Source organism: Chryseomicrobium aureum (assembly GCF_043182735.1).
Lineage (GTDB): Bacteria > Bacillota > Bacilli > Bacillales_A > Planococcaceae > Chryseomicrobium > Chryseomicrobium aureum.
In genome coordinates this window covers 2,175,693-2,199,875 of the sequence record NZ_CP171117.1, presented here as the reverse complement: position 1 = coordinate 2,199,875, position 24,183 = coordinate 2,175,693, and the positions used below count along the sequence as shown (strand labels likewise).

Annotated in this window: 24 protein-coding genes; 13 read left to right on the top strand and 11 right to left on the bottom strand. The window is 44.2% G+C overall.

The features are described 5' to 3' along the window. Positions 1–74: 74 nt before the first annotated feature. Positions 75–1,469, bottom strand: coding sequence for a dipeptidase (locus ACF3OH_RS11420; RefSeq protein ID WP_392454738.1), 1,395 nt, complete (start codon positions 1,467–1,469; stop codon positions 75–77). A 149-nt stretch (positions 1,470–1,618) separates the two neighbouring features. On the opposite strand from ACF3OH_RS11420, the gene ACF3OH_RS11415 reads away from it, so the two are divergent. Further along, the gene (locus ACF3OH_RS11415) at positions 1,619–2,887 is read left to right on the top strand and encodes a hemolysin family protein (protein WP_392454737.1); all 1,269 of its coding nucleotides are present in this window, start codon (positions 1,619–1,621) and stop codon (positions 2,885–2,887) included. 121 nt (positions 2,888–3,008) lie between these two features. Further along, positions 3,009–3,551, top strand: coding sequence for an RNA polymerase sigma factor (locus ACF3OH_RS11410; protein WP_392454736.1), 543 nt, complete (start codon positions 3,009–3,011; stop codon positions 3,549–3,551). 549 nt (positions 3,552–4,100) lie between these two features. Here the strand turns inward: ACF3OH_RS11410 and abc-f are convergent. The 3 genes from abc-f to ACF3OH_RS11395 form a co-directional block, all read right to left on the bottom strand. Beyond that, on the bottom strand, positions 4,101–5,678 hold the full coding sequence (gene abc-f / locus ACF3OH_RS11405; RefSeq protein ID WP_204589843.1) for a ribosomal protection-like ABC-F family protein: 1,578 nt from the start codon (positions 5,676–5,678) through the stop codon (positions 4,101–4,103). Between the two features lie 66 nt (positions 5,679–5,744). Further along, on the bottom strand, positions 5,745–5,927 hold the full coding sequence (locus tag ACF3OH_RS11400) for an SE1832 family protein (protein ID WP_392454735.1): 183 nt from the start codon (positions 5,925–5,927) through the stop codon (positions 5,745–5,747). Between the two features lie 53 nt (positions 5,928–5,980). Next, complete coding sequence (locus tag ACF3OH_RS11395; RefSeq protein ID WP_392454734.1) at positions 5,981–6,217, bottom strand: hypothetical protein; 237 nt, start codon at positions 6,215–6,217, stop codon at positions 5,981–5,983. Between the two features lie 68 nt (positions 6,218–6,285). Here ACF3OH_RS11395 and ACF3OH_RS11390 point away from each other — a divergent pair, with 68 nt between their 5' ends. Continuing rightward, complete coding sequence (locus tag ACF3OH_RS11390) at positions 6,286–8,118, top strand: cation:proton antiporter (RefSeq protein ID WP_392454733.1); 1,833 nt, start codon at positions 6,286–6,288, stop codon at positions 8,116–8,118. A 232-nt stretch (positions 8,119–8,350) separates the two neighbouring features. Here ACF3OH_RS11390 and ACF3OH_RS11385 read toward each other — a convergent pair whose 3' ends face one another. Continuing rightward, positions 8,351–10,531 (bottom strand): DNA topoisomerase III, encoded by a 2,181-nt coding sequence (locus tag ACF3OH_RS11385; RefSeq protein WP_392454732.1) that lies wholly within the window; start codon positions 10,529–10,531, stop codon positions 8,351–8,353. 97 nt (positions 10,532–10,628) lie between these two features. On the opposite strand from ACF3OH_RS11385, the gene ACF3OH_RS11380 reads away from it, so the two are divergent. The 3 genes from ACF3OH_RS11380 to ACF3OH_RS11370 all read left to right on the top strand — a co-directional run bounded on the left by ACF3OH_RS11380 (position 10,629) and on the right by ACF3OH_RS11370 (position 14,277). Further along, the gene (locus ACF3OH_RS11380) at positions 10,629–11,279 is read left to right on the top strand and encodes a YitT family protein (RefSeq protein WP_204589840.1); all 651 of its coding nucleotides are present in this window, start codon (positions 10,629–10,631) and stop codon (positions 11,277–11,279) included. A 39-nt stretch (positions 11,280–11,318) separates the two neighbouring features. Further along, positions 11,319–12,509, top strand: coding sequence for a glycine C-acetyltransferase (locus ACF3OH_RS11375; protein ID WP_204589839.1), 1,191 nt, complete (start codon positions 11,319–11,321; stop codon positions 12,507–12,509). An 814-nt stretch (positions 12,510–13,323) separates the two neighbouring features. Next, complete coding sequence (locus tag ACF3OH_RS11370; protein WP_392454731.1) at positions 13,324–14,277, top strand: L-threonine 3-dehydrogenase; 954 nt, start codon at positions 13,324–13,326, stop codon at positions 14,275–14,277. 225 nt (positions 14,278–14,502) lie between these two features. Here the strand turns inward: ACF3OH_RS11370 and ACF3OH_RS11365 are convergent, their stop codons facing one another. From ACF3OH_RS11365 to ACF3OH_RS11345, 5 genes are all read right to left on the bottom strand, one after another. Continuing rightward, entirely contained in the window at positions 14,503–15,849 is a 1,347-nt protein-coding gene (locus ACF3OH_RS11365; protein ID WP_392454730.1) for a YjiH family protein, read from the bottom strand. A 329-nt stretch (positions 15,850–16,178) separates the two neighbouring features. Further along, complete coding sequence (bshB2, locus tag ACF3OH_RS11360) at positions 16,179–16,868, bottom strand: bacillithiol biosynthesis deacetylase BshB2 (protein ID WP_392454729.1); 690 nt, start codon at positions 16,866–16,868, stop codon at positions 16,179–16,181. A gap of 12 nt (positions 16,869–16,880) precedes the next feature. Further along, entirely contained in the window at positions 16,881–17,231 is a 351-nt protein-coding gene (locus ACF3OH_RS11355) for a YojF family protein (RefSeq protein WP_204589835.1), read from the bottom strand. 50 nt (positions 17,232–17,281) lie between these two features. Beyond that, the gene (thiD, locus tag ACF3OH_RS11350; RefSeq protein WP_392454728.1) at positions 17,282–18,115 is read right to left on the bottom strand and encodes a bifunctional hydroxymethylpyrimidine kinase/phosphomethylpyrimidine kinase; all 834 of its coding nucleotides are present in this window, start codon (positions 18,113–18,115) and stop codon (positions 17,282–17,284) included. A gap of 88 nt (positions 18,116–18,203) precedes the next feature. Beyond that, positions 18,204–18,464 carry a hypothetical protein gene (locus tag ACF3OH_RS11345; protein WP_392454727.1) on the bottom strand — a complete coding sequence of 87 codons (261 nt, stop codon included), beginning with the start codon at positions 18,462–18,464 and terminating at the stop codon, positions 18,204–18,206. A 96-nt stretch (positions 18,465–18,560) separates the two neighbouring features. Between ACF3OH_RS11345 and ACF3OH_RS11340 the strand changes: the two genes are divergently transcribed. Genes ACF3OH_RS11340 through ACF3OH_RS11325 form a run of 4 tightly spaced genes read left to right on the top strand, consistent with a single transcriptional unit; the run spans position 18,561 to position 20,688 of the window. Further along, positions 18,561–19,310, top strand: coding sequence for a DUF4230 domain-containing protein (locus tag ACF3OH_RS11340; RefSeq protein ID WP_392454726.1), 750 nt, complete (start codon positions 18,561–18,563; stop codon positions 19,308–19,310). A 7-nt stretch (positions 19,311–19,317) separates the two neighbouring features. Then, positions 19,318–19,965 (top strand): uracil-DNA glycosylase, encoded by a 648-nt coding sequence (locus tag ACF3OH_RS11335; protein WP_392454725.1) that lies wholly within the window; start codon positions 19,318–19,320, stop codon positions 19,963–19,965. 38 nt (positions 19,966–20,003) lie between these two features. Next, complete coding sequence (locus tag ACF3OH_RS11330; protein ID WP_392454724.1) at positions 20,004–20,288, top strand: YwdI family protein; 285 nt, start codon at positions 20,004–20,006, stop codon at positions 20,286–20,288. A gap of 19 nt (positions 20,289–20,307) precedes the next feature. Then, a complete protein-coding gene (locus ACF3OH_RS11325) occupies positions 20,308–20,688 on the top strand; it encodes a DUF423 domain-containing protein (protein ID WP_392454723.1) in 381 nt (126 codons plus the stop codon). Positions 20,689–20,940: 252 nt separating this feature from the next. Here the strand turns inward: ACF3OH_RS11325 and hemQ are convergent, their stop codons facing one another. Next, a complete protein-coding gene (gene hemQ / locus ACF3OH_RS11320; protein WP_392454722.1) occupies positions 20,941–21,690 on the bottom strand; it encodes a hydrogen peroxide-dependent heme synthase in 750 nt (249 codons plus the stop codon). 142 nt (positions 21,691–21,832) lie between these two features. Between hemQ and pta the strand changes: the two genes are divergently transcribed. The 3 genes from pta (at position 21,833) to ACF3OH_RS11305 (ending at position 24,134) form a co-directional block, all read left to right on the top strand. Then, on the top strand, positions 21,833–22,780 hold the full coding sequence (gene pta / locus ACF3OH_RS11315) for a phosphate acetyltransferase (RefSeq protein WP_392454721.1): 948 nt from the start codon (positions 21,833–21,835) through the stop codon (positions 22,778–22,780). A gap of 28 nt (positions 22,781–22,808) precedes the next feature. Further along, positions 22,809–23,639 (top strand): biotin/lipoate A/B protein ligase family protein, encoded by an 831-nt coding sequence (locus ACF3OH_RS11310; protein ID WP_392454720.1) that lies wholly within the window; start codon positions 22,809–22,811, stop codon positions 23,637–23,639. 246 nt (positions 23,640–23,885) lie between these two features. Continuing rightward, complete coding sequence (locus ACF3OH_RS11305) at positions 23,886–24,134, top strand: DUF1450 domain-containing protein (protein ID WP_204589825.1); 249 nt, start codon at positions 23,886–23,888, stop codon at positions 24,132–24,134. Positions 24,135–24,183: the final 49 nt, after the last annotated feature.

Sequence of the window (24,183 nt, the reverse complement as noted above, 5' to 3'; positions counted from 1 at the left end):
AGTTTTTAACTATCTTAAGTATCAAAAAAGAGTCTCTCATTTTCGAGAAACTCTTTTCTTAAATTGCTACACAATTATTTCTTTAATTGCTCAGGAGTAAAGTTCGCAAGCTGCTCGTAGTAATTCCCTATCACTCGGAGGCCCTTGTCAAAGTTCTCCAGGTGGAAGTGCTCATTCGGTGCATGGAAATTCTCCGTAGATAATCCAAAGCCCATCAATACGACTGGAAGCCCAAGAATCTCATCGAACGAAGCAACGATTGGAATCGAACCGCCTCCGCGCACGTAAGCAGTCGGTACGTTGTAGACCGCTTCATAACTTGCGCCAGCTGCTTGAATTGCTGGGTGATCGTAAGGGGTGATAAATGGTTTCCCTTTATCGAATTCTGAAACGGTCACTTCGACACCTTGTGGCTTATGTGCTTCCACGTGTGCTTTCAACTTCGCGACGATTTCATCTGGATCCTGATCTGGAACGAGGCGGCACGTGATTTTAGCACCTGCTTCATTTGGCAGAACCGTTTTAATTCCTTCACCCGAGAACCCGCCGAACACACCGTTGACTTCTAATGTCGGACGTGCCCACACGCGTTCTAAATGCGTGAACCCTGGCTCCCCAAACAAGGCCGGGACTTCAAGCTCTTGCTTCAAAGCTTCTTCGTCAAAACCAAGTGCTTTGTAAGCTTCACGCTCGTCATCTAAAAGTGGACGAACATTTTCATAGAATCCATCCACTTGAATCGTGCCTTCTTTATCGCGGAACGAAGCTAATAGTTCGACGATGGCATGCAGTGCGTTTTGTACACCGCCTCCGTAAAGACCCGAGTGAAGGTCTCCTTTTGCGCCTTTTACGTCGATTTGAATGCCTGCAAGACCACGAAGTCCATAACATACTGCTGGCTGACCAGGTCCTTGCATCCCAGTATCTGAAATCACAATGATATCTGCTGCTAGAGCCTCTTTATTTTCTTCCACGTAAGCATCTAGGTTCGGGCTACCGATTTCTTCTTCACCTTCAATCAAAAACTTGATATTGACGGGAAGCTCGCCAGAATTCTTTAGTAAAGCTTCTACAGCTTTGACATGCATAAATACTTGCCCTTTGTCGTCGCTTGCGCCACGTGCAAAGAGCTTTTCGTCTCGAATCGTTGGCTCAAACGGTTCTGTTTCCCATAAGTGAAGAGGATCCACAGGCTGTACGTCATAGTGCCCATACATCAACACAGTTGGTTTTCCCGGTGCGTGCAGCCAATCTGCATACACAACAGGGTGTCCAGCGGTCGCATCGATTTTGACGTTTTCAAGACCGGCTTGTTTCATATTTTCCGCTAGCCATTCTGCACCTTTTTGCATATCTTCTTTGTGTTCAGATAATGATGAAATACTTGCTATTTTCAAGAATTCTTTTAGTTCGGAAAGATGTGTTTCTCGCATATCTGAAAAATACTGATCTAGCTTTGGTGAGTGCATCGAATCCCTCTTTCTTTTTGTGTAGAATCTAGTATCAAGTATAGCAAACTTTCAGAATTAGGGAGCTTTCAATGCATCAATCCGTCGAAATATGATATGATAACTCTATCTAAATTTGAGCGTCACACTATAGGGGGAACAAGAAACCAATGGAATTTGTCTATTTAGGCATCTGTTTAGCGCTGTCGTTTTTCTTTTCCGGCAGTGAAACTGCGTTAACCGCAGTCAATAGGATGAAGGTCCAGCTTCGGGCTGAGCAAGGGGATCGTGCGTCACAAAAACTTCTCGTGCTGCTGTCTAAGCCGGACCGCATGATTACTACGATTCTAATCGGAAACAATATCGTGAACATAGCAATGCCCACATTATTAACAATCATTGCATTGAATTATGGATGGGATGTGGCCGTTGCAACAGCGGTATTAACAGTCGTCATTATCATCTTTGGGGAAGTGTTACCGAAAACGATTTCTGTAACGTTCTCAGATAAAGTTGCCTACATCGTTGCTCCGGTCATTGGAGCACTTGTACAAATTTTACGACCAATCACATTCTTACTTGGACAATTAACAAATATCTTTATTCGTGTTCTTTCTAAGGGTGCTGTAAAAGAAGCGACTCTTACCAAAGAAGAGTTACGCTCTATGGTAGATATCGCCTCAACTGAAGGAACGTTCGAAGAAGAAGAGTCTGACCGTTTGAAAGGTGTACTTGATTTCCCTCATAAAGATGTTGAGGATGTCCTCGAGACGCATCGTACAGAGATTGTCGGAATTCCGACGACTGCTACGTTTGAAGAAGTACGTTCCATCTTACTTGAAAACAAATACACACGTTTCCCAGTCTATGAAGATAGCATGGATGAGATCATTGGAATGTTTTACACGAAACGTTTTATTGAATGGTCGATGAATCCAGAACGTGCACTAGAAGAATTTGTGGACCTTGAACCACTGTTCGTCGTGAAATCGTTAAGTGTTGAGAAAGTCTACAAGCAAATGCTAGCGAAGAAAAAGCACATGGCAATTGTTTTAGATGAGTATGGTGGAACACTTGGAATCGTTACGCACGAAGACATTATTGAAGAGATGATTGGTCAAGAGATTGAAGATGAGACAGACGATGATGAGCAGCCGCTGGTGTATGAACACACGGCCGACCGCTTAGTGTGTGCCGCTCGTTTTGAAATCGAAGACTTTAATAATTTGATGGAAATGAACATTGAAACAGAAAACGAAACAATTGGTGGCTTCATTATGGAATTGCTTGGGCATGTACCGGATGAAGGGGAGAAGGTCATCTACGAAAACTTGCACTTTGAAGTGAACGAGATGGACCGCAACCGAATTGTGAAGATGACTGTGACGAAGTTAGCAGATGAAACCGAACAATCTGAAGAAGACCTTGCTCGCGCTTAGCGCGGAGCCAGGGTTTTTTAGATTACATAGATGTAATTGAAATGAAAGAACAGTCGATGGTTCGTAAGGTAGGAGTTTGAGAAGATAAGGGTACGAAGAAACGAACCGGAGGGGAACAATCATGACAAAGATTGAAACCGTTTATGAACAATACAATCGCTCAATTTACTACTTATGCTTAAAACTTACAAAAAACCAGGCGGAAGCTGAAGATTTGATGCAAGATGTTTGGGTGAAAGTTGTACGTTACGAATCATATCTTGAGAACGTGGACCATGTAAAAGCTTGGTTAACAACAATTACTATGAACACATTCCGTGACAAATACCGCAAAGATGTTCGTCGCAGCAAGCATGTTGTAATTCAACCGGATCAATTGGATGTCTCGATTCTTGACCTGATTGCAGCAGACACGCTTCCGATTGAAGATCAGTTGGCGCAAGCAGATGTGAGTGAACTGATCCAGAAGAAGCTTGGGGAACTTGACTCAATCTACAGCAAAACGGTCTTTTATTTCTATGTAAAACAATTATCCCTTGTTGAAATCGCGGAAATGATGAAAGTTTCGATTGGTACAGTGAAGTCTCGTTTGTTCCGTGCGAAGCAACGATTACGTGAGCTTATCTTAAATGACGCGGAATCGGCGGAAATGTTGCTTGCATAACTTAGATGTGGAGCCGACTGTTCAGAAATTGTGCGAGAAGCCAGCGTGAGCTGTGAAGCGTATTTTGCTTCATAGATTGCGATGGCTTCTTGCGGGATTTCTAGGAGGCGCAACTCGATTACTTTAGATGTGGAGAACGCCACTCAAGAAACTCCGAGGAAATCAGACGTGCCCGTGAAGGCGTTCTTCAGCCTTTGCGGGTGCGGCTGATTCCGGAGCGTGTTTCTGGCGTTCGGAACTCGATTCCATTAGATGTGGAGAACGCCACTCTTCGTTATGGAAACAGTTCCCAAAAAGTACCTGGTACCCAAACAATTCCAACACAATTTATATTTATTGACAATACAACGCAGGAATGCGGATTCCAAGTGTATTATTGATGAATAGTCATGAATATCAGAATAGTGTTTGGGACAGGTACCTAAGAAAGAAAACAGCCTGAATAAACCGCGTAAAATCAAGTTTCAAGAACCTTGATTTTACGCGGTTTTTCTATTTCTTAATCAGCTAATCAGGCTAAGTTTTGTACTTATGTCCCAGCCTCTTTGCTTATTCAGAACGCTCTTCCACAAACTCTTCGCCTGTCGAGAACCATTCTTCTACATTCCATACTTTCGTCACAAGACCTTCATAAAAATCAGGCTCGTGGGAAACAAGGACGATTGTGCCTTTGTATTCTTGCATAGCGCGCTTCAGTTCTGCTTTTGCTTGCACGTCCAAGTGATTGGTCGGTTCATCGAACAGCATCCAGTTACTCTCATCGAGCATTAACTTACATAGACGGACTTTTGCCTGTTCGCCACCACTTAAACTTGAGAGAGGGCGAGAGATGTGATCGTTTTTCAGACCAGTGCGAGCAAGTGCAGCGCGGACCTGGTTTTGATCCATACTCGGGAAAGTTCCCCAAACATCATCGATTGGTGTGACGTTGCCAGCTTTCACTTCTTGTTCAAAGTAAGCAGGAATCAAAAAGTCCCCGCGACTTACTTTTCCATCAAGCGAAGGAATTTTACCGAGCATCGTTTTTAACAACGTTGATTTTCCGACACCGTTCATCCCGACAAGTGCGATTTTTTCTCCGCGTTCAATTGTAAATGTAAGAGGTGGGAGAAGGGGTTTGTCATACCCGATAACCAGATGGTCAGCTTCTATGACAAAACGACTGGATCCACGTGCTTCTTTAAAGCTGAATTGAGCATCTTGTGCAGTTTCGGGACGATCAATACGCTCCATGCGGTCTAATTGTTTCTGACGAGATTTTGCACGGCCTGTTGTCGAGTAACGTGCTTTATTTTTTGCTATGAACTGCTCTTGTTTTTTTATGAAATCTTGTTGTTTCTCGTATGCGTCGATATGTTGACGTTTATGCAGCTCCGCAAGCTCAATGAATTTTTCATACGTCGCTGTGTAGCGCGTCAGCTTCGAGAATTCTAAGTGGAAAATGACATCTGTGACAGTGTTCATAAATTCAGTGTCATGCGAAATCAACATGAAGGCATGTGGGTAATTCTTTAAATAGTTTGCTAGCCAGTTGATATGCTCTTCGTCCAAATAGTTTGTGGGCTCATCAAGTAGCAGCACTTTCGGTTTTTCTAAAAGCAATTTTGCCAATAAGACCTTTGTACGTTGCCCACCAGAAAGTGCGTTTACGGGTTTTTCTAAACCAATGGCATCGAGACCAAGACCGCGTGCGACTTCTTCAATTTTCATATCAAGTGTATAAAAATCTCCAGCATCCAAAGCATCTTGAATTTCAGCCATCTCATCAAGCAGTTGCTCGAGTTCTTCTGGAGAAGCTTCCGCCATCTTCATGCCGATATCGTTCATTTTTGCTTCTTTTTCATAAAGTGGAAGGTAAGCATCTCGCAATGTATCCATCATCGAGCGACCGGGTTGCAGGCGTGTATGCTGATCCAAGTAGCCATAATGTGTGCCCGGAAGCCATTCCACGCGACCTGTATCGTGCACTAGTTCACCTGTGATGATGGACATCATCGTTGATTTACCGACGCCGTTTGCACCGACTAGTCCAACGTGTTCCCCTTCTACTAATCGGAAGGATACGTCTTTGAAAAGAGTGCGATCTCCGAAGGAATGTCCTAAATTATCTACTGTTAATAAACTCATGATTGTTCCTCAATCCTTAAAATATAGTTTCCATGAAAAGTGGCTATACGAAAAAACGCTCACTAATTAGAACTTAGCGAGCGCTTCGTTTAATTCCTGTAAGTGGACTTCCATCGCCGCTAAGCGTGCTTCTGCTTTTTCAAGCATAGCTGGATGACCTGTCGATTCAAGCTTCTCCATATCACCTTGCAAGCGTACATAATCCATTTTCAGTTCAGCGAGTTGTTGCTCTAGTTCGTGTTTTGTCATGATCATTACTTCCTTTGCGTGACAATCTACCCTTTAGTCTAACACAAACAGAGTTATGATGTGAATTCTCGAAGTTCTGCAAGTGCTTGGAGTTCTTGGAAAATAGATGAGACGTCGCACCCGTCCATGTTGCGTTGTGAAAAGAGCACAGGAAGAACCTGATACAGCCCGTTTGTTGAAGTTTTCACGGAGTCCGGCCACTTTGATTGGATTTGGGTAGCGCGCTTTTGCTCGTAAAGAGTCATTTCAGTTGTTGGGTCAAGAATATAGGCGATTTTTATAGCAATCATCCTCCTTTATCATCTATACTTCACTCTATGACAGAAATGAAAATGTATGCGAAAGGAGAGTGGGAGTCATGGATTCCTTATTAGTTGTTTTAATGGTCATTATCTTTTTAGGGATATTCTCGCAGTGGATCGCTTGGCGTTTTCGCATGCCGGCAATAGTGGTTATGTCGATAGCGGGTTTACTGGTCGGGCCTGTATTAGGGCTGATCAATCCTCAAGCAAGTCTTGGTGAAATCTTCAATCCGTTGATTTCCCTCGCAGTAGCTATTATTTTATTTGAAGGTAGTTTGAATCTAGATTTCCGAGAAGTGCGAACGTTTAGCAAACCATTGACTCGAGTTGTTACACTCGGCGCATTTATTGCATGGATCGCTGGATCGCTTGCTGCTCATTTCCTGGCGGGTCTGTCATTAGAAGTTGCATTCATAATTGGTGGATTATTTATTGTGACTGGACCGACCGTGATTCTCCCTTTACTCAGACAAGCAAAATTGAAATCCAGACCGGCAGCAATTTTGAAGTGGGAAGGAATTGTTGTTGATCCGTTTGGCGCATTACTTGCAGTATTTGCGTATGAATTTATTAAATTTGCAGGCGGGACCATCACATTAGAAGCCTTCTTGCTGTTCTTTGGAGCGTCTATTTTCGCGACCCTCCTTGGTATTGGAGCAGGATGGGGACAAGGGAAGATGATCGAACGGGGGATGATACCCGAATTTTTGAAAGCACCGATGCTGTTTGCCGTCGTATTGCTGGTGTTTGTCGCTTCAGATAGTGTGATGCATGAAACCGGCCTTCTCGCAGTTACTGCAATGGGAATTATGATGGCGAATATGCATATCGCTTCGATCAATGACATTCGGCATTTCAAAGAAAACATCTCCGTGTTATTGATTTCTACGATTTTTGTCATGTTAACAGCTTCTTTGCAACGTGAAACTTTGCTTGCAATTTTTGACTGGGGCATCATTTTGTTTGTTGCAGCGATGCTCTTTATTGTTCGACCTTTATCTATCTGGATCTCAACAATCGGCACGGAGTTAGATTGGAAAGAGAAGACGCTTATAGGATGGATTGCGCCTCGTGGAATTGTGGCGCTTACGGTGTCGGGTTATTTTGCAGGTGTATTGACGGAAAATGGTTATCAAGATGCGGACATTTTGACAGCCCTCACATTTGCACTTGTCTTTTCAACTGTTGTTTTTCATGGGTTTTCAATAGGATGGTTAGCGAAGAAACTAAATTTAGCAGCTTCTGATCGCCCAGGCGTGTTGATTGTCGGCGGAAATGAGTTTACCGCTAAACTAGGGGAGTCTTTGAAAAATGATGGTGTGGAAACGTTGATTGCAGATAACTCATGGGAACATTTACGTTTTGCTAGAAAGCTTGGAGTTCCAACTTATAGAGGAGATATCTTGTCAGAGCAAACTGAGTATTCATTGGACTTTACCCCGTATCCTGTAATGATTGCAGCAACAGAAACGGATGCCTATAACGCGCTCATTACTTCAAACTTTGTACCGGATATCGGGCGTGAGATGTTGTTCCAGACAGCCCCGTATCGTGCAGATAAAGAGGACTATCATCCTTCGATTGGTGGAATTGTATTGTTTGATGAAGGGGCGGACATCTATACGCTTGCTCGACGTATAGCAACAGGTCATGTGATCCGAAAAACGATGATTACGGAGAAGTTCACAGAAGAAGATTACGTTGCTACAAGACCGGAAGAGAGTTTGATTCTTTATGTAAAACGAGCAGATGAGACGATTCAGTTCTGGGCGCCGAAACGAAAGCTATCACTTAAGACAGGGGATACAGTCGTTTCATTGACACCACCTGTGAAAGAGATGGAAAAGGCAACTAGAAAAGTGGAACAGGCTCGATCAGAAATGACATAAAGATCAGGTATGCCCTAGAAAGAGAATAAGTTTGGAAATAACGAATTTTGTGTACAGGATTTCTTAAAGTCGCAAACATGAAAAGTGTGTAGGGGTGACTCCAGCGGGATTCAAAGCGGAAGCTGAGACCTTGGCTCAGCCCGCGCCCGCGGAACGCTTCCCCTACACACCATACAAAAGGGAATGTCTCACTTACGAGACACTCCCTTTTCTTCATTATATTAAATTTTACTTATTTATCAAACTTTAACCCTTTCAACGCTTCCGCTAACGCGTTGTTAACAGGCTCATCTTGTTGTTGCTGCTTCATAAACTTCTGCACACTGCGCTTATCTGCTTTTCCAGTGCCTTGTTGCTTACGGCGCGCTTCAAATGCGGATAACTTCTCACGGTGTCCACACTTACAGACGAAGATCTGACCATCGCCTTCGCCACGTAGCTCAAGTTTTTTCTTACATTGTGGGCAACGTGCGTTCGTGACACGAGAGACATTTTTGCGGTGTCCGCATTCGCGGTCCTGGCACACGAGCATCTTGCCTTTTTTACCGTTCACTTCAAGCATCGGCTTGCCACAATCTGGGCATGTCTTAGATGAGATGTTATCATGCTTGAATTTCGCATCGCTTGACTTGATTTCTTGAACGATTTTTTCTGTGTACTGTTTCATCTCTGTGATGAATACATCTTTTTTCTTTTTCCCAGTGGCAATTGCTTCTAACTGCGTTTCCCACTCAGCGGTCATTTCAGGAGAGCGCAAGTCAGCAGGGACGAGGTCAAGTAGTTGTTTGCCTTTAGATGTGACATGAAGATCTTTGCCACGTTTTTCAATCAAGAACGAGTTAAAGAGCTTCTCGATAATATCAGCGCGTGTTGCAACTGTGCCGAGTCCACCCGTTTTCTTTAACGTGTCTGCTAACTGTTTATTGGAATCTTCAAGATAGCCAGACGGGTTTTCCATCGCACTCAGTAGTGTAGCTTCTGTGAAACGAGCAGGTGGCTTCGTTTGACCGGAAGTCTGACGCACATAATCAATCGCAAGCTTTTGCCCTTTTTCAAGCTTTGGTAGACGCTGTTCTGCAATTTCCTCGTCGTCATCCTCTTGTAAGTTTTTCACTTCATGCCAGCCTTCTTGAAGAACAGTTTTCCCTTTTGCGAAAAATTCTTCTGAGCCAACTTTTGTGACAACTGTTAACTGCTCAAATTCATGCGCAGGAAGAAGGACAGCTAAGAAGCGTTTCACAACAAGGTCATAAATTTTTCGTTCTTTGTCATTCAACGCACTCAAGTTCACAGTTTCCTCTGTTGGAATAATGGCATGGTGATCCGACACTTTTGCATCGTTCACGAATGAACTAGAAGCTTTGATAGGTTTCGTCAAAATCTTATTGGCAACTGTTCGGTAATCGCTCACCGCACAAGCTTTCAAGCGTTCAGCAAGTGTCGGGACGATATCACTCGATAGGAAACGTGAATCGGTACGCGGATACGTCAGTACTTTGTGCTGTTCATACAATTTCTGCATCGTACTAAGTGTTTCTTTTGCAGAGAATCCGTAGCGTTTGTTCGCATCACGTTGCAATTCCGTTAGATCATAAAGAGCAGGAGAGTATGTTTTTTTGTTTTTCACATCGAGTGACGTGATGACCGCTTCTTTCGATTCGACAGCTTCCACGAGTTGCTTGATTTTGGTAGCATCAAACGAGCGACTTGCCCCAGATTTGGCATCACGCCATGTAAGGGTCAAGCCTTCTTTCGTCATTGCTTGTACACCGTAATACGTTTGCGGGGTGAACTTTTTAATTTCCTCTTCACGTGCTGCAATGATAGCAACGGTCGGGGTTTGGACGCGACCCGCAGAGAGCTGCGCGTTGAAGCGCGTCGTAAGTGCACGTGTTGCATTCAGTCCGACATACCAGTCTGCTTCTGAACGAGCAACCGCTGCATAGTACAGATTTTCATACTTTTGACCAGGCTGCAGCTTGGCAAACCCGTCTTTGATTGCTTTATCCGTAACAGACGAAATCCAAAGTCGTTGAATCGGTTTTTTTGCTTTCACTTTTGCGAAGATCCAACGAGCGACTAGTTCGCCTTCGCGACCCGCGTCGGTACCGATGATCCAGCCGTCCACATCTTTTCGTTCGAGTTGTGCTTTTACCGCGTGGAATTGCTTACTTGATTGGCGAATGACTGTTAGTTTCAATTTTTCAGGCATCATCGGCAAATCTTCTAAATTCCACGTCTTGTACTTGTTGTCATACGTTTCAGGGTCAGCAAGTGTCACTAAGTGGCCGAGTGCCCAAGTAACAATATAGTTGTCGCCTTCTAAAAAGCCGTTTCCTTTTTTCGTGCATTTCAGGACACGCGCGATGTCACGGGCAACAGATGGTTTTTCTGCTAAAACTACTTTTTTCATACACTAATCTCTCCTTCATGTGTCCCTATCTTACCATATCAAGGGCTTGACCTCATGTCGTATACTTAAAGGAGTGTGTGAGAAAGAAGGGTTTAATGTGAAAAAGAATTACGTCGTGCGCTGGAGTGTGTATTTAATCGGGCTCTTGTTAATGGCGCTAGGAATAACACTGACGATTAAAGGGAACTACTTAGGGATCGGACCATGGGATGTGTTGCACGTCGCGTTGTTTCAATTGTTTGGATTGACGATTGGGACTTGGTCGATACTTGTAGGCTTCTTGTTGATTTTGGTCGTATTCGTCATTGAAAGGCGCATCCCGTTACTTGGAACCTGGTTGAATATTTTGTTGATTGGTGCATTCATCGATATTTACAACTGGTTGCTTCCTGACCCGGAATCGGTTGTGGTTCAATCAATCGTGTTCGTTTTAGGAGTCATCGTGATGGGGATTGGGGCAGGTACATACGTCGCTGCTCGAGTGGGTGCAGGCCCGCGTGATTCCATTATGATGATGCTTGTCGCGAAGACGGGTGCGAAGGTGAAGACGGTGCGAACGTCAATGGAGATGGGCGTTGTGTTGCTGGGATGGCTACTCGGTGGTCCTGTGGGAGTCGGGACCTTACTGATTGCATTTGGTCTTGGACAGTTGGTTCATTATACATTGCCCGCGGTTGAAAAATTGATTGAGAAGCTGTCTGGAGAACCTTTCGATGTGAAGGTAAAGGCAAAACCGGTCATTAAATGATACACTACTACTGACTACAGCTAGGAAAGGAAGAAAACTATGTCAAAATCACTCGATACATTTTTAGAGAAAAATCTAAATGAGTTAAAAGAGCAAGGCCTCTACAACGAAATCGATCCAGTAGAGGGTCCAAATGGTCCGATTATTAAAATCGGTGGCAAAGACCTCATCAACCTTTCTTCAAATAACTATTTAGGACTTGCAACAAACGATGAATTAAAACGCATCGCAAAAGAAGCAACAGATAAATACGGAGTAGGTGCAGGGGCTGTTCGTACAATCAATGGAACGCTAGACCTTCACGTGAAACTAGAGGAGAAGCTTGCGGAGTTCAAAGGAACAGAAGCAGCGATCTCGTACCAATCTGGTTTCAACTGCAACATGGCAGCTATCTCAGGTGTGATGGATAAAAATGATGCGATTTTATCGGATCAATTGAACCACGCATCGATCATTGACGGTTGCCGCTTGTCGCGCGCAAAAATCATTGCTTACAAACATAACGATATGGACGATCTTCGTGCGAAAGCGAAAGAAGCGAAGGAATCCGGTCTTTACAACAAAATCATGGTCATCACAGATGGCGTGTTCTCTATGGACGGCGACCTAGCGAAGCTTCCAGAAATCGTAGAAATCGCACGCGAATTCGACTTGATCACGTATGTAGATGACGCGCACGGATCAGGCGTCATGGGCAAAGGAAAAGGAACTGTGAAGCACTTCGGTCTTGAAAAAGAAATCGACTTCCAAATCGGAACACTATCAAAAGCAATTGGTGTTGTGGGTGGCTACGTAGCCGGTTCAAAACAATTGATTGACTGGTTGAAAGTTCGTTCACGTCCATTCTTGTTCTCGACAGCTCTTCCACCAGGGGATGTAGCCGCGATCACAGCAGCTATCCAGATGCTGATCGACTCAACAGAACTACACGACAAACTTTGGGACAACGGTAACTACTTCAAAGCAGGTCTTGAGAAGCTTGGATTCGATATCGGTCATTCAGAAACACCAATCACGCCGACAATTATCGGAGACGAGAAGCTGACTCAGCAGTTCTCAAAACGTTTAGCGGAAGAAGGCGTCTACGCAAAATCAATCGTCTTCCCAACAGTTCCAAAAGGCACAGGACGCGTTCGCAACATGCCAACTGCGGCCCACACAAAAGAAATGCTCGATGATGCTTTAGCGATTTATGAAAAAGTCGGAAAAGAGCTCGGTGTCATTAACTAAATACGTATTGGAAACCCTGCGCTTGGAGAGATGTATCTCTCAGGCGCAGGGTTTTTATTTTGGAAACTACTCCCATTTGGTGCCAGTCACCATTTACCAGAACGTCATTTCCTGGGTGGGTTTCCCCACAAGGTGCATGTCACCTTTAAAAAAGCTGGTCGGTTTCAAACTGAACGAACATTCATCGGATGAATACGTAATTTATTCTGCACTAATCAGGATTTCTTCTACTGAAACTGATTTTTCTTCTACACTAAGCGAGATTTCTTCTACCGAAGTACTATTATGGAAACTAATCCAAAACTCAGACCTGATTTCTTAAGGGCCTTTCTAGTAAGATCTTATGATTCTTACAATCGACAAGCGAAGGTAGTAAGTTCCTGACCGTGTGCAATCTTTGTGATTTGCTGCTGGACATCTAGATTTTGAAGATGCATCATCGCACTTATCGAAACTAAAGTTGAGTGGAGTGGAGGGGCTGACTCCGGAGGGGTTAAAAGTGGAACGTGAGACCCCGGAAGCGTGTTTTTGCGCTGAGGAGGCTCACGCCGCGCCCTCGGAAAGCAGCCTCGCAACGGAACTCAACGTTTCTAGAGTGGCGTTCTCCACATCTACATGGAATCGAGTTGCGCCTCCTAGAAATCCCGCAAAATGCCATCGCACAATTTCTGACCAGTCGGCTCCACATCTAAAGTATTGTATCTCCCCAAAGAACATACTATAATACTAATTGTAAAAACGTTATAAAATCAATGTTCTATACTACTATAATGTACTTTCCAAAAATACAACTGTAACTAAGGAGCGAATCACCATGAAAAAAATCATGATTACCGGTGCTCTTGGCCAAATCGGTTCAGAGCTGATCACCAAGCTTCGCAAAGAATACGGAACCGAAAACGTTCTAGCAACAGATATCCGTCCCATCGACAGCCCGATCGTTGAAGAAGGTCCATTTGAAATCTTGGATGTAACAAACGCAGAAGAGATGCACCGCATTGCAAAAGAGTTCGGTGCGGACACAATGATGCATATGGCAGCACTTCTTTCAGCAACAGCTGAAGCAAAGCCATTACTTGCTTGGAACATCAATATGGGTGGTTTAGTCAATGCACTAGAAGTTGCACGCGAAGAGAACATGCAGTTCTTCACACCGAGTTCGATTGGCGCATTTGGTCCATCGACTCCAAAAGTGAATACTCCACAAGACACATTACAGCGCCCGACGACGATGTATGGTGTGAACAAGGTTTCAGGAGAACTTCTTTGTGATTACTACTTCCAAAAGTTCGGTGTTGACACACGCGGTGTTCGCTTCCCAGGTTTGATTTCGTACGATACACTACCAGGTGGAGGAACGACGGACTATGCGGTTGATATTTATTACAAAGCGTTAGAAGAAGGAACGTACACGTCGTATATCGACAAAGGCACCTTCATGGACATGATGTATATGCCAGATGCACTTCAAGCAATCGTTGACTTGATGGAAGCAGACCCGACGAAATTGATTCACCGCAACGCTTTCAACGTTACAGCGATGAGTTTTGATCCGGAAATGCTTGCTGCTTCAATTCGCAAAGAACTTCCTGGCTTTACATTAAATTATGAGGTGGATCCGATTCGCCAAGCGATTGCAAACAGCTGGCCAGATTCAATCGATGCAACGGCTGCTCGTGACGAATGGGGCTTTAAGGCACAGTTCGACCTAGATGCGATGACGCGCGACATGCTCAAACAATTACGTGCCAAACAACAATTAGTGTAAGAAAAAAATAATTAGGTTAAAGTTGATTTCTAAAAAGAAATTGATAAATCACAAAACTTGTAAAGTGGGTAGGGGTGACTCCAGCGGGATTAAAAGCGGCAGCTGAGACCTTGGCTCAGCCCGCGCCCGCGGAACGCTTCCCCTACACACCTAACACCATACAAAAAGGAGTCTCTCAATTTACGAGAAACTCCTTTTTTGATTCAACCTATTTTATATTATCCATTAAAACAGAAGATGCGCTACTACCGCGATGATTGGGAATGCAATCAATGTACGTAGTAGGAAAATGACAAGTAAGTCTTTGAAGTTGACTGGAATCTTCGAACCTAGAAGAAGTCCACCGACCTCAGACATATAAATCAATTGTGTAACCGACATCGTTGCAATGAAGAAACGTGTCATTTCTGATTCAATTCCTGATCCAAGAATTGCAGGTAAGAACATATCCGCAAACCCGACAACGATTGTCGCGGCTGCTTCTGAAGCTTCAGGAAGTCCTGCAATCATCAATAGCGGTTCAAACGGTTTTCCTAGGATTGTGAAGAACGATGTAAATTCTGCAAGCATAAGAGCTGTTGTACCAAAAGCAAGCACGACGGGTGCTACACCGATATACATATCGGCAACAGTCTTTAAGCCATCTTTAAAGAATTTTGAAACTGAGCGATTGGCATCAGCTTTCTTCAAAGCGTTTTCTAAACCATACGATACAACGGAATGGTGTGCAGGTAATTCTTCACGTGACAAATCAAGTGGTGTATCATCCACATACGTTTCCGACTTGCCGCGAAGTGGATAAATACGTGGCATAACGAGTGCAAGAATAATTCCACTTAAAATAACTGTTCCGTAGAATGGTAAAAAGTATGCACCAAGACCAATTTCTTCTATAACAACAATACTAAACGTGATGGATACGACAGAGAAGGTAGTTCCGATAATGGCTGCTTCTTTTTTCGTATAGTAGCCTTCTTCATACTGACGTGAAGTCAGAAGAACGCCGATTGTTCCATCTCCGACCCAAGACGTGACCGCATCGACTGCTGAACGACCTGGAAGTCCAAATAAAGGACGCATCACTTTTACAAGCATGGCACCGAAGAACTCGAGTAAACCAAAGTTTAAAAGCAATGGAAGAAGTAATCCGGCAAATAAGAAGATGGTGAATAGGAAAGAAACCAAACCTTCAGTTGGTTCTAAAAGTAAGCCACCTGTATACTCATTCCAAACAGCTTCCGGTCCGATTTGGAAAATGATCATCACAGCATACACTAGTGCAATAAGACGAACGACCAACCAAAACGGTGTAACTTTAAAAAGACCAGACGCGAACGAATCATCTTTCGGACGTGCGACAAACAGTAACGAACCAATCGCTGCGATTGCCACTGTGGCTAACGCAATCCACTGAATAACAGGAGCTAGCCAACCAGAAAGAACGTTGGCGAATGAAGCGATCGGTACGCGCATTGTATCGCCATCTGGAAGTGGAATCATGAATAAAACAACACCCACGATGGAAGGGATTAAAAACAGCAACCATGTGGAAAGAGAAAATTTCTTTTTCATACGTAGTCTCCTTTATGTAAAAACTTCGGCGAAACCGTGCACTTATCATACGAAAAGCGCTTTCAAATGTCTATGTAAGATATTGTAAAAGTCTGCGAAAATCGCATGATTTCAAGGTGAAAAGACTGTAATTTTAGTTTTAGATAGTAAAATTGAACTATTTTGTTTATTCAATCTATTCAATTTATATGCGTACTTTAAGGAAGTAAAGTGCATATTAGCGTATGAATATTCGATAATCATGAATAAATTATCGTAAAATAAATTATCATGAAATTTATTCAGAAAAATTAAAAAGATGCCTAGTTTTCACCAGGCATCGATTTGGTTTACTGATACTTGCTCGTTTCCACATCGTATACATAAAAACGTTCAAAGTGGAGCCAGTTTTCCGCTTCCGGTTCACCTTCAGCAAGGCGTTTTTCCATTTCTTCAAGCATCCAAGCTGTCTGAGAAATATGTGCACGCATCGCACCCATTTTGTTGTCGCGGGCTTCTGTGATGTCATGAATCACATGAGGCTCTCCCAAATCATCCTTTGTATCATTCGAGAACGCCACAGCATACAGTTTAGGTCGCGCTTCTTTCGGAAGACGATAAACCGCACGCGATACAGCGCGAGCCGTCGCTTCATGGTCTGGGTGAACTGAGTAATCTGGGTAGAACGTGATGATCAGAGAGGGTTTCACATCCTCGATCAAATCTTGCACGAGCGTAACCATCTTGTTATCGTCTTCGAACTCAATCGTCTTGTCACGTAACCCCATCATGCGCAGATCCGTAAGTCCCATTGCATCTGCAGAGGCTTGCAATTCTTTTTTGCGAATCTGTGGAAGTGATTCACGGGTCGCAAACGGTGGATTTCCTAAATTACGTCCCATCTCACCGAGCGTTAGGCAAGCGTATGTAACAGGAACACCTTGTTTGATATACGTTGAAATGGTGCCAGAGACACCAAATGCTTCGTCATCCGGGTGAGGAAAGATGACGAGAACAGCTTCTTCATGCGGTAAAGTCATGTCAATTCCTCCTTAATAAGCAAACGGTGTGCGGCTGATCTGAAGAGCGACCGCTAATTTGCCGCTATAGTCATGACCGGCCATCAATAGGCGGTCGTGTTCATCCACTTCAAAGTGCGTGATGCCTTGTGCATATACCCAGCCATTCGGCAATTTTAGACCGACACGGTGGGGGGAGTCGCCCACGACTTTTGCAAGTTCATACCGTAACTGAACATTGCGGATGAATGCGCCTGCATTAAATACTTCTTGATTGAAGTGGTTGGCATATGCGCCATTCGTCGTTTCTAAATGAATGTAAACATCCTCGCCGGCGAAGCGGTCGAGGTGGTGTTGCAAAGTTTCGAGTTGAACAGTTTCCATAGATAGACCTCCTTCGCGTGCGTTAGAAAAAGCCTGCATAGTGCAGGCTATTAAACTTCTGTAGTTGTGACTTCTGGTGCTCCGTGAATGCCTTTAGCTCCGTGTAGGACTGGCCCGACGTATTCATTTAATTTCCAACCGTTTTTGATTGCAGCAGAAACGAATTCTTTCGCTTCAAACACAGCGTCTTCTACAGACATGCCGTTTGCTAGGTTGGCTGTGATCGATGCTGCAAATGTACACCCAGCTCCGTGGTTGTAAGTAGTAGGCGTTTTTTCTGTCTCTAATAACGTGAACGTTTCTCCGTTGAAGAACAAGTCCACAGCTTTTTCATGCTGCAACTGTTTGCCGCCTTTAATGATAACGTTCTTCGCGCCAAGCTCGTGAATTTTTGTAGCGGCAGCTTTCATATCCTCGATTGTTTTTAAAGCGCCAAGACCTGACAGTTGACCTGCTTCGAAAAGATTCGGTGTGACAACTTTTGCGTGAGGCAGTAAGTGTTCAATCATTGCCCCAACAGTTCCTGGATTCAGAACTTCGTCTTCACCTTTACATACCATTACTGGGTCGATGACAACGTTGTCCACGCCAGCTTGTTGAATCGCATTTCCTGCAATTTCAATGATTTCTTCTGTGCTTAACATTCCTGTCTTGATCGCATCCACGCCTGTTGAAAGAGCTGTTTTGATTTGAGACTTTAAAACATCTGTTGGAAGGGAATAAACCCCGTGACTCCAGCCATTGTCTGGATCCATTGTAACGACTACTGTCAACGCTGTCATACCGTACGTTCCATGCTCTTGGAAGGCTTTCAAATCGGCTTGGATACCTGCGCCTCCAGATGTATCTGAACCTGCAATTGTAAGAGTTTTCTTGATTGACATTGTAGTTCCCCCATTTTCCACGGCGGAAGATAGCATCATTCCGCTCTGAATTCTATGTTTATTGTAGCAGATACTCGCTAGATTTCCATCAAGGAAGCTTAGGGGCCCTTGCCACATTCCACGCAATTACAGCTAGACCACTACCCGCTATAAAAAGAAAAGCGGCGGTACCGTAACTTTTTCCGATCATTGAAAGAATGGCCAGCACAAAAATCGTGAGAATGACAAGGCTTGCAAAGATGGCTGTTAGACGAAGTCCCAGTTGTTTAGCTTTCTCAGGAACATGGTCCTCTGTCGTCGCGGCTTTTTCAATTTCACGTAGTTTTTCTCGAAATCGTAAATCTGACATAATTTCACCTCTGAAGTCATCCTATCACGGGCTTCCAATTGCTACTAGTGGAATTTTTCTGGTACAGTTTAAGAAACTGTCGAAAGAGGGAACGTTGTGACGAAGCAGAAGCGCATACAAGAACTTGAGAAACTATTACAAGATATGAAGAGAGAAGAAGCAGCCACTTATGCGGAACCATCTGCTCCAACTAGAACCTTCCGCTTGCCATGGAAAGCTGTAAAGTTTATTCCTAAAAAGTTTATATTACTACCTGCACTTATTCTGGCTGCGCTTATCACGCTTGCTATTGTAGTTCCTATGTATTTTTCAAGTTTATTTAGTGGAAGTACGTTCACGGAGCAAAAAGGAGCGATTGTTGAGCGCCTTTCGAATTTAGAGCAGTTGGTCACGGCAGAATCTGTTACTAAAGTTTTTATTGAACGAGAAGATAATCAGTTGTTCGGCCAAGATATCGGGATTAACCTTCCCGGAACACTGCGTCAGGTGCTCGTCGTTATTCCAGGAAAAGTAACGGCTGGGGTTGATCTTTCGAATGTATCTGCTGATGACATTGAAATTGATGAGGAAGCCAAAACAGCAACTTTGCGAATCGCTGCACCGGAAGTCATTGGAGAACCTACAATTCTTTTTGAGGAAGTAGATATCTATTCCTATGAAGGATTGTTCCGTGATCAGCCTGATATTTCTGAAGCGTATGATTTGGCAGCAGAAGCGAGGGTATTAATGATAGAGGAAGCGAGTCAACAAGGATTGCTGGAACTAGCACGTACAAATGCAGAGCAGACACTAAGTGACATGTTCCAACTTGTTGATTACGACGTTACAATCGAATTCGAGGAGTGATGGTTGCATGAAGTGGAAAGAAGCATTGGCCGATGAATGGGAAGCACCGTATTTCATTTTATTGAAAGAACGATTGGAAGAAGAGTATAAAACGAAAACGATTTATCCGGCATGGGACGACGTATTGAATGCACTCAAATACACAGCTTTTGAAGACGTTCGTGTGGTGATTTTAGGACAAGACCCGTATCACGGACCTGGGCAAGCACATGGACTCAGTTTTTCAGTACAGCCCGGAACACCACTTCCACCATCTCTTCGCAATATGTACAAAGAGTTGGAAGCAGACCTTGGATGCAAACGTTCTACGGGAGACCTACGCAGTTGGGCCGCTCAAGGTGTGCTACTCTTAAATACGGTACTCACAGTCGAGCAAGGCAATGCGCATTCTCATAAAGGATGGGGCTGGGAAAACTTCACAGACGCCGTCATTCGCGCTGTTTCTGACAAAGAAGAACCTGTTATTTTCGTATTGTGGGGAAGACCGGCCCAAACGAAAAAGGCCCTGATCGATACCGAGAAACATGTGATTTTAGAGTCTGTTCACCCAAGCCCGTTGAGTGCTTCTCGAGGATTTTTTGGAAGCAAACCTTACTCGCAGATCAATCAGCAACTGGAAGCTTGGGGCAAGTCACCAATTGATTTTTGCCGCTGACTACGCTAGCATGGAACGGGGAAAAGGAGTCAAACGCCATGATCAGTTATCAACAAGTAGCAACACAAATTCAAACATATACACAACGTCTTCAAGTGGCTACAACAGATGCCGAACGAAGAGAATGTTTCGCGGCGATTCGTGCGCTTTGTGATATTGGGCTTGCAACAGGTTCTGTCCCTGTACAAACGCCAACTCAAAGTCAATCAGTAGTTATGCCTCAATCAGTACCACCTGTTCAACAAGCTTCGCCGTCAGTTCCACCGACAGGCAAACGCTTTGAAAAAGACGATGCTAATGGAGATTCGTTATTTGATTTTTAAACGAAAGAAGGAATAGAATGTGAAGTTGTTTATTATTGCGGGAGCTATCAACGGTTTCCTAGCTGTTGCTTTAGGAGCATTTGGCGCACATGCGTTAGAGGAGCGTCTATCCGAACGGTATTTAGCAATCTGGGAGACAGCAGTACAGTATCAAATGTTTCATGCAATCGCACTCATTGCGATTGGGATTTTGATGCATCCAAATTTACTTGGAGCTAGTGGTGCTTTAACTGGTGCCGGCTATGCGATTTTACTTGGAATTGTTATTTTCTCTGGAAGTTTATTCGTACTTGCTTTGAGTGGAGTAGGGATTTTAGGGGCAATTACTCCGATTGGTGGAGTGGCCTTCTTAGTAGGGTGGGTGCTACTGATCGTAGCTGTTGTGAAATCATCGGTTTAATTAAAATGTATGGGTGAAATTAAGAAAATCAGTATCTTCTCTACGATTCATTTCGAGAGAAAATACTGATTTTTCATTTACGTTGAGTTCCGTTCCGGGGCTGCTTTCCGAGGGCGCGGCGTGAGTCTCCTCGTCGCAGGCTCCTGCGGGGTCTCACGTTCCGACTTTGATCCCACTGGAGTCAGCCCCTGCACTCCACTCAACTCAGTAAGTAATTTAGTTTGAAAAATTATCAAACCAATCTATATAAGATTAAATCTCAAAAAACGCCTTACGCTTGTCGCTGTCTAGGTAGGTTCCTACGAAGAACGAGCCGAACTCGCCGTAGCGTGCGCTCACTTCATCAAAACGCATTTCGTAAACAAGCTTCTTAAACTGAAGCACATCATCCGCAAACAATGTAACGCCCCACTCGAAATCGTCGAAACCGATAGAGCCTGAGATGATCTGTTTTACTTTCCCAGCATAGCCGCGGCCAATCATACCATGGCTGCGCATCATAGCTTTGCGGTCATCCATTGAGAGCATGTACCAGTTGTCTTCTCCTTCACGGCGCTTATCCATTGGATAGAAGCATACATATTGCGAGCGTGGAAGTTCAGGGTAAAGACGCGCGCGAACGTGTGGATTCTGGTAAGGATCTTCATTCGATTCCCCAGCCAAGTAATTTGAAAGCTCAACTACTGATACGTACGAATACGCAGGAACTGTGAATTCTGCAATCGTCAGCTTGTTGAAGCGGTTTTCAATCGCATTCAATTCGTCCATTGTCGGGCGCAGTGTCATCAACATGAAGTCTGCTTTTTGACCGACCACCGTGTAAAATGCGTGAGCCCCTTCTTTTGCATCATCGACTTGTTGCATCTCATCTAAAAATGCTAAAAACTCATCTGTTGCGGCTTGGCGCTCTTCTGCGGATAACTGCTTCCAAGAAGACCAGTCCATCGTGCGGAAGTCATGCAGTACGTACCAGCCATCTAATGTAATTGCTGCTTCGTTCATATTTAAACACTCCTTTAGTCCTTTTCAACATTTCCAGTTTACCATATGTCTTGCCCGCCTTTCTATTGTAGCGTAGACAAGGCATGACAAACTGTGGCTAAATCATGTATTCTTGCAATAGAAGAACGAAGGAGGAGACCGGATGACACATTTCATCGATCAAATCAAAGAAACGCTAAAATCGAAACAACAAACCATCGTCTTACCTGAAGGGACAGACTCTCGTATACAAGAAGCAGCGATTCGTCTGCATGAAGAAGGCATTATCAAGCCGGTCGTCATCGGCAATGTTCCGGAATTGTCTGAGCGAGGAATTGAGGTAATCAACCCAGAAACCTATGCCTATATAGAAGAGCTTGTAGAAGCATTCGTATTACGCCGTAAGGGAAAGACTACGCCAGAACAAGCACGTGAATTATTAAAGCAAGTGAACTACTTCGGAACACTGCTCGTGTATACGGGGAAAGCGAACGGATTAGTCAGTGGCGCTGCCCACACAACAGCGGATACTGTTCGTCCAGCACTCCAGATTATTAAAACAAAGCCAGGCATCCAAAAAACAAGTGGCGCGTTCATCATGGCAAAAGGCGACATGCGTTACGTATTTGCCGACTGCGCGATCACGATTGCACCAACGAGTGAAGATTTAGCAGAAATCGCTGTAGAAAGCGCCAAGACCGCTTCTGCATTCGGTATCGACCCGAAAGTGGCATTGCTGTCGTTTTCTACGAAAGGTTCCGCTGTATCAGAAGAAACAGAAAAAGTTTCGCGTGCGCTAGAACTTACGAAGGAAAAAGACCCAGCGTTGTCAATCGACGGAGAGCTGCAGTTTGATGCAAGTCTCGTCCCGTCCATCGCTGCAAAGAAAGCACCAGGTTCAGAAGTTGCAGGACAAGCGAATGTCTTCGTGTTCCCAACACTTGAAGCAGGAAACATTGGCTACAAAATTGCAGAGCGCTTAGGCGGGTTTGAAGCAATCGGGCCAATTTTGCAAGGGTTAAATCAGCCAGTGAACGATTTGTCACGCGGGTGTTCTGCAGATGATGTTTACAAATTAAGTTATTTGACTGCTGCACAAAGTTTGCAGTAGCACGGATGGACTAGAAAGAAGTTGTCTCATGAAATTATTACAACGCCCTTTATGGCGATTTTGGGATGAATCCCTAAGTGCACAATCACGTTCTGCATTAGAATCGTTCGCGGCGGACGATACGCTTTGCCATGCAGTCGGTCAAACTATTTCACCCCCAACACTTCGCACGTGGGTGCATCGTCAAACAGTCGTGCTCGGTATTCAAGATCACCGGTTGCCCTATTTAGAAGACGGAATGGACTATCTCCGGACACAAGGATTTTCACCGATCGTTCGGAACTCAGGCGGCCTCGCAGTTGTCCTAGATGATGGGGTGTTGAATCTCTCTCTAGTATTTTCAGAGCAAGGAGAACCCATTGATATTCCAGCAGGCTACGAAGCGATGGTCGACTTTGTGAAATTGATGTTGCCAGAAGTAGAAGACCAGATTGAAGCGTATGAGATTGTCGGGTCCTATTGCCCGGGGGATTACGATTTAAGTATCGGTGGCAAGAAGTTTGCAGGCATTTCGCAACGCCGCATTCGTCAAGGCATTGCCGTTCAGATTTATTTATGTGTGGAGGGAAGCGGAAGCGCGCGTGCAGAACTCGTTCGTGAATTTTACGACTTGTCACTGCAAGGTGAACCGACTAAATTCACGTACCCTGAAATCAAACCAGAAGTGATGGCGTCCCTCGTTGAATTAACGGGACAGCCATTCACCGTGCAAGACCTGGTCGTCCGCAGCTACCAGGTCATTCAGGCTTTGGCTGGCGACGTGCGTATCCAGTCACTTGCGCAAGAAGAGATGGAATTGTACACATCCTATTTGACTCGTGTCGTCGAACGAAACCAGAAAATGTTAACCAAAAACTAAAAAAAGGGCAGCCGCGGCTGCCCTTTTTAGGTCCCTGGAGCTTCCCAGAGAGTTTCCTATAATAAGAAGTTAACTTGTATTTGAAATCTTCCCTGGGAAGTAATTTTCCCTCTTTTCTCTTGTGTTCTAAAATTTAGCATAGGCAGATTCTAAGACTTTTATTCACATAAATTTCGCTTGCTAGAAAACAATTTCCTGCGCTACAATGACAACGAGTTCGACATTACACAAAAGGGTGTGGAGATTATGGCAAACCATTTTCGTGTTTGCAATGAGTGTGACGCCGTCCATCTCAAGACACTGCTTCCGAAACTGAAAGCTCTCGATCCTGAGGCTGAAATAGAAGTGAAAGAATGCCAGTCCTACTGTGGGCCTGGACGTAAAAAGACATTTACATTCGTCAACAACCGCCCAGTTGCGGCGCTATCTGAAGAGGAATTGATGGAAAAAGTAATTGCGAAGCTAGAATCCCAAGGGATGCTACCAAACGCGTAACAGTCTGACGAAAGTTGAGTCAGACTTTTTTTATTCTGAGCAATTTAGA